General features: G+C 61.8%; 4 protein-coding genes. 1 reads left to right on the top strand and 3 read right to left on the bottom strand.

What is annotated here, in order from left to right:
• The 3 genes from RT460_RS10505 to RT460_RS10495 form a co-directional block, all read right to left on the bottom strand.
• Nucleotides 1-3388, bottom strand: a 3388-nt coding sequence (locus tag RT460_RS10505; protein WP_313318901.1) for an autotransporter outer membrane beta-barrel domain-containing protein, incomplete at its 3' end; no start/stop codon positions are given.
• Nucleotides 3389-3484: 96 nt separating this feature from the next.
• Nucleotides 3485-3796 (bottom strand): hypothetical protein, encoded by a 312-nt coding sequence (locus tag RT460_RS10500; RefSeq protein WP_313318900.1) that lies wholly within the window; start codon nt 3794-3796, stop codon nt 3485-3487.
• 119 nt (nt 3797-3915) lie between these two features.
• Entirely contained in the window at nt 3916-5457 is a 1542-nt protein-coding gene (locus RT460_RS10495; RefSeq protein ID WP_313318926.1) for a serine hydrolase, read from the bottom strand.
• A 138-nt stretch (nt 5458-5595) separates the two neighbouring features.
• Between RT460_RS10495 and RT460_RS10490 the strand changes: the two genes are divergently transcribed.
• Nucleotides 5596-6024 carry a VOC family protein gene (locus RT460_RS10490; RefSeq protein ID WP_313318899.1) on the top strand — a complete coding sequence of 143 codons (429 nt, stop codon included), beginning with the start codon at nt 5596-5598 and terminating at the stop codon, nt 6022-6024.
• Nucleotides 6025-6356 lie beyond the last annotated feature (332 nt).

Raw genomic sequence — 6356 nt, 5'->3', positions numbered from 1 at the left:
CGACCGGATCTACCGGATCTACCGGATCTACCGGATCTACCGGATCGACTGGATCGACTGGATCTACGGGGTCGACTGGATCGACTGGATCGACCGGATCTACCGGATCTACCGGATCGACTGGATCGACCGGATCTACCGGATCTACCGGATCTACCGGATCTACCGGATCGACTGGATCTACTGGGTCTACTGGATCGACCGGATCTACTGGATCAACCGGATCAACCGGCGGCAATTCCGAACGCAGATACCAGCCGCCATCATCCGGCGTGTCACGCCCACCGTGGTACAGCCAGTATTCGTACAAACCGGCCACCGCACGGCCCTGCATTTCAAACACGCCCTGCGATGCGCCCTTCACCGCGATCAACTGAATGCCGTTCTGGGTGACGTTACCGGCGCCACCGACATTGTTGACCTGCACCCAGCTGTGACCGCTGGTATCACCTTCGACCACCATGCGGTCGGTGAGCGAATCATCGCCGCCCAGCACGGTATTCATCTGCAAAACTCCGCCATTGCCGACGTAGTCACCCTGCACGGTGAGGAGTGTTCCCGGCGCCGCGTCGACTCCAGCAAATACCACCGTACCAGCGTTATCGAGGCTTGCGATGCCTTGGTTGAAGCCCCCCAGATTCAACTGTGCACCCGTAGCCACCCGATGGTGGGATGCACCACTGAGCACACCTGCCGCACCTGCTCGCAGGGTTCCCTCCAACAACGATGTGGCGCCACGATAGTCGCTCTGCGCCAGCAGCGTAGTTACGCCATCAGCCAGCGAATTGACTGCCAGCGAACCGCTGAGCTTCGACGCGACCGTGACCCCATCGACATGGTTGAAATTGACAACGGCCTGGCCGTCACCGCCCTCGACCACGACGGCATCCAGCAAGCCGGCCATGCCGCCGTTACCGATGTTCAAGGTGCCGTTGGAAATCTCCGCCGCAGCCAGTAACAGCTTGTCAGTGACAACCTGGCCGCCATCGGCGAGGGTCAACACGCCTGTGCCGACATCACCCACATTCAAGCGCCCCGCGTTGTTCCAGGTTGCCCCCTCGCCCACTACGGTCGCAACACCAGTGCTGCCGGCCAGATGACCGAGCGTTGCGTTCGCGCTGCTGACCGCCCCACCGGTCTGGACATCAAGCTTGGCCACGCCGGCTTCGCCGATCGTGAGTGTGCCGGTACTGACCCAGTGCGCGTCGGCGCCAGATACCACGGCAACGCCTGTTCCGCTGTCAAACATGCCCAACCAGGCATCAACATTGTTCACTGTGCCACCGGCACCAACCCTCAGCGTACCCATACCACGTCCACCTACGCCAAGGTTGTTGCCCGCATGCCAACCCGCGTCCGCGCCCGCAACGGACACTGTGCCTTTACCGCCATCGAACTGCCCAAGCAAGGTATTGCCGCTGAAGACCTGTGCACCAGCACCGATATTCAGATTACCGGCACCCTCTTCACCCACGGTCAGATTGCCAATATTGGTCCACCGTGCGTCTGCACCGGCAACCGTCACGCTGCCGTAGCTGCCATAAGACCCGCCTATCGAACCCCAAGCGCTGTGAAGGTTGCCGGCGTCGGCGATGTTCAGGTAACCCAAACCATGCGCAGCCACGGCCAACCCGCCGTCAACACGCAGCGCGCCACCGCTGGAGACATCGACGGTACCCTTGCCGGTATGGCCCACCGTCATCCGCCCAGCCACCGCAACGCTGCCGCCATCGGCAATGCTCAAGGTCCCCCTGCCGGCATTCCCAACAATCAGACTCCCGGCGCTTTTCCACAGAGCGCCGGCGCCGGACACGACAGCCGTCCCTTCACCAACAAAACGTCCCAAACGCACGTCGCCCAGTACTGCGTTTGCACTGGACACTTCTCCGCCTGCGCCAACAGTTAGCGCCCCCGTTCCCTGCCTGCCTATGTTCAACGTGCCGCCAATGGTGAGCTTGGCGCCAGCCGAAACATCAGCACTTCCATGACTGTCACTGAAGTAGCCAAGGACCGTGTCCGCACCGATCGAGACGCGCCCGCCATCGCTACTGCCCAGCCGGCCGCGCCCCCAATAGCCGATCACTACATCAGCTGCATTGGTCCACTGCGCTCCGTCGCCCGCCACCGTAACGGCACCGTCCGAAAAATCCGCATAGCCAATCTCAGCGATTCTGGACTCAACGGTGCTACCGGAAGCTACATCCAGCACCCCCACTCCAAAATAACCAACCCATAGCTTCGTACTGAAAAGCAGGGAATCACTTACGTCTACCCTGCCCGCGGCTTGCCCGGCAACATCCCCCTTTCCGATTCGAAGCTCACTGGCCTCCACGCTGCTGCCATCAGCGATGGTCATCGTCGCTTCGCCAAGCCCCCCCACCTGCATGTATTTCCCGGACAGATGGCCACCTTTTTTAACTTCGATATGGGCGTTGTCATACGCGTTCACCACCATCCCCGACTCAATGGCAGCGCCGTCTGCGACCGTCAGGCGTCCCGGGCCTGGCCCGCCCACGATGATCCCTACAGGCCCATCCACACGGAGCACGGAGCCGCTGCCAGTCACAAGAACGTGGCCTTCCGTGTCAGGGGATGAACCGCTGGGGTGCCCTGCGACAAACATATCCTCCCCGACCAGCACCGTGCCGCCGTTGCTGATGTTCAGCGCTCCCTTGCCCTGATAACCGACGACCAAGTTGCCTTGACTTTGCCATTGGGCATCGCCGTGGACATCGACGACGCCCTCCGATCCCCGCCCGTAACCGATGAATGCCCAGTCTTCAGTGACGACGCGCCCACCTCTGGCGATAGCCAGCGCGCCACGGGAACCGTGGCCCCCAACCATGAAGTAATCGCTATTGCGAAACGTCGAATCCATCCCGCGCACAGTGAGAGTGCCGTTGCTTCCACCCGTAAATCCGATATAGCCAATACCGTGGTTCCAGACACCGCCGCCATCGTCGATGTGCAGGGAGCCCTCACCCGTATCGCCGATCGTCATGAAATTATTGCTGCTCAGCGAAGCATTCGGTCCGCTGACAACAACCGTTGCTTCGCCGACCACCGCAGAATCCCAACCCGTTACACCGATCATCAAGGACGATGCGACGGGCATTTCGATGCCTTCGGATACCCACAGATTGCCACCGCCATTCTTGCCAACTTCGACAAACTCGCCCTGCTGCCAGGGGTAGGACGGCGTGACTCCAGAGACGTAATGCTCCCCGTTCAAGGCTATCGCCATCGCAGGGGTGGCGATGCAGGTCGCGATACCCGCGGCAATGGCAGAAATTCCGCGAGTACGACGCCCCCTACGCGGAGCCAGCTCCGATGCAACTGCACACTGACCGGTTTGAGGGTTACGGATAATGCGGAAGATACGATTCATGCCAGCGCTACTCAAGGAAAGTGCGCGGATGATCAGCGGCTTGCTGCCGCCCTTACATCAGACAAGTCTCAAAGCGGAAAACCTGCGCTTTTTCGGTCAGAAAACGCCTCTTTTCGGCACCAATATGAACACCCCTTCAGCTTTGAAGGGCTGCTGCCGGCGTGTATACGGGTCTCGCACCGCCCGCGTCGGCACGAAGCGCTGCAATGCACGGGTAGCATTGATTGCAATCAATGAAATTTTTGCCTGATCGTTTCCGCTGGCTCCACGCATGCACACGCTATTGGCACAGCGCTGTCGTAGTGGCAGGCGTTTTGAATGCAGGGTGTATTCGGGCAGCGCAACGACCGACGTCGCCACGCCGGTGAATACGTACGCTCCAATGAAAAGACCGGCGATGTGAACCATCGCCGGTCTTCTACAGTGCCAAGTCTGCCAGCAAAGGCAGCTGCCGCCGCTGCTGCTTTTTACCTGGTGGGTTGCCGGCATCCAGGCTTAGCCCGCTCCCTTGACAACGCCGGCGGCGCTTACTCTTGCTTTGGCGTCAACAGCAGATCCTGGAAGTCGAAGCTGAAGTCGGTCAAGGACGACACCGCCTGCATGCGCACCTCGCGCACCTTGCCGTCCGGGTCCAGGCTGAAGTTGACGAAGGCATCGGCATTGAGCGAGCGGTTGTCCCAGCGCACGATGAAGGTATCGTGCTGCCAGTGTTCCATCGTACCCACCAGATCGGCGGTGGCACCGAAGCGCAGGCGCAGCTTGCCACCCTGCTGTTCCACGAATACGTCGCCGTACCATGCATCGCGATACGCGCCGGCATATCCGGACAGCGGCAACGACGGCTTGCTCCTGGCATCGCGCGCAGCCACATGCTTGGCCCAGCCCTCATCGGCATTGCCCTGCGCCTTGGCCACACCCGCCGCGTAGGCAGCGACCCAGTCATTGCCCTGCGCGCCGAGCATGGCATCGAGCACGCTCATGGTGATGGCATTGAAGGCGGCACCGGATTCCTGGTTGGTCAGCACCACCACGCCCAGCTTCTGTTCCGGTACCAGGGTCAGTCGCGACACCTGGCCCGGCCAACCGCCGGTATGCCATACCAGCTTCTGCCCGCGGTAATCGCTCAGGCTCCAGCCCTCACCGTAGCCGGCGAAGTTCGGGCGTGCCGCAGCCAGTTCAGGCACCGACGGTTTTGGCACCACCTGCGGGATCTGCATCTGCCACATCTGCTGCTGGGTCTTTTCGCTGAACAGCGGTGTGCCATCAGCAAGCTTGCCCTCGGCCAGCTGCACGTTCATCCACTTGGCCAGGTCATGCACGCTGGAATAGATACCGCCAGCACCTGCATTGTTCGACCAGGTCAGCGGTGGCACCGGGCGCAGATCCTTGAAATCGAACTTGGCGTGACCAACGGCCGCGTTGTCGCCCGGCTTGAGGTGATCGGCGTTGTAGCGGGTCTGAGCCATGCCCACCTTGTCGAAGATGCGCTGCTGCAGGAAATCGGCATAGGACAGCCCGGACACCTTCTCGATCACCTGCTGGGCAACCGCATACAGGATATTGTCGTAGGCGTAGCGGTCACGGAAGCCGTTCTTCAGCGGCACCTGCGCCAGACGCGCGACGACTTCGGCGTTGCTGTAACGGGTAGTCGGCCAGAACAGCAGGTCGCCTGCGCCCAGGCTCAGGCCGCTGCGGTGCGAGAGCAGGTCGCGGATGCGCATCTCGCCGGTCACATAAGGATCGGACATGCGGAACGACGGCAGGTGATCGACCACGCGATCATCCATCTTCAGCTTGCCTTCCTCGGCCAGCAGGTTCAGCGAGGTTGCGGTGAACGCCTTGGTATTGGAGGCGATGGCGAACAAGGTATCGGCCTGCACCGGCTCGGGCTTGCCCAGCTCACGCAGGCCCCAGCCACGCTCCAGGATGACCTTGCCATCCTTGACCACGGCCACCGCCACGCCCGGTACATCGAACTGTTCACGCACGCGTTCAACCGTGGCATCCAATTGCTGCAGCTCCGCCGGCACCGCGTCCTGTGCAACGGCCATCGGTGCGGCCACCCCCATCGCGAGCACCAGCCCGCCGCCCAACCAACTATTCAAAGTGTGCTCCCTATCGATCCATACTGGCGCCGGGCCAGCCTTCTCGCGATGGTAACGCGAGCGCGCCCACCCTCGCTTTTCCATTGCTGCCCGGAGCCGACCATGGACCTCGCCGCGCGCACCACCGCCACCATCGTTCCCTGCCTGCGTTACCGCGACGCGCCTGCCGCGATCGACTGGCTATGCAAGGCCTTCGGCTTCCAGCGCCATGCCGTCTACCAGGACGGCGACGTGGTTCACCACGCGCAGCTGGTATTCGGCAACGGTATGGTGATGCTGGGCTCGGTGCAGCCCGGCGAATGGGGCAGCAACATGATCCAGCCCGACGAAGTGGGCGGCATGGAGACGCAAAGTGCCTGTGTCATCGTCAGCGACGCCGACGTCCACTATGTCCAGGCCAAGGCGGCCGGCGCCGAGATCGTCATCGACATCGCCGACCAGGCCTATGGCGGACGTGGCTACGCCTGCCGTGACCCGGAGGGCCATCTATGGTGGTTCGGCAGCTACGACCCCTGGGCCCCGAACCTGTAGCGCCGAGCCATGCGCGGCAGAGGCCTTACACCTAGCCCTACCGGCCGCTGGCTTTGAATGTAGTGCCGAGCCATGCTCGGCAGAGGCGTTCCACGTAGCGTTTGGATCACTGGTAAAGCTTCTGCCGAGCATGGCTCGGCACTACAGAGGCGTTCCACGTAGCGTTTGGATCACTGGTAAAGCCTCTGCCGAGCATGACTCGGCACTACAGAAGCGTTACATGCAGCATCTGGATCGTCGATAAAGCGTCTGCCGAGCTTGGCTCGGCACCACCTTGTGCAGTTACATTGTCTGCTACGCGGCGCAGGCCGCCCCCACAACAACACGGCCCT

The sequence above is a fragment of the Stenotrophomonas sp. genome, from assembly GCF_032061965.1.
Lineage (GTDB): Bacteria > Pseudomonadota > Gammaproteobacteria > Xanthomonadales > Xanthomonadaceae > Stenotrophomonas.
This window is presented reverse-complemented; position numbering and strand designations above follow the sequence as displayed.

Coding starts and splice junctions, on each gene's coding strand:
- RT460_RS10500 (WP_313318900.1), bottom strand. CDS start 3,796: ATGGTTCACATCGCCGGTCTTTTCATTGGAGCGTACGTATTCACCGGC.
- RT460_RS10495 (WP_313318926.1), bottom strand. CDS start 5,457: ATGGGGGTGGCCGCACCGATGGCCGTTGCACAGGACGCGGTGCCGGCG.
- RT460_RS10490 (WP_313318899.1), top strand. CDS start 5,596: ATGGACCTCGCCGCGCGCACCACCGCCACCATCGTTCCCTGCCTGCGT.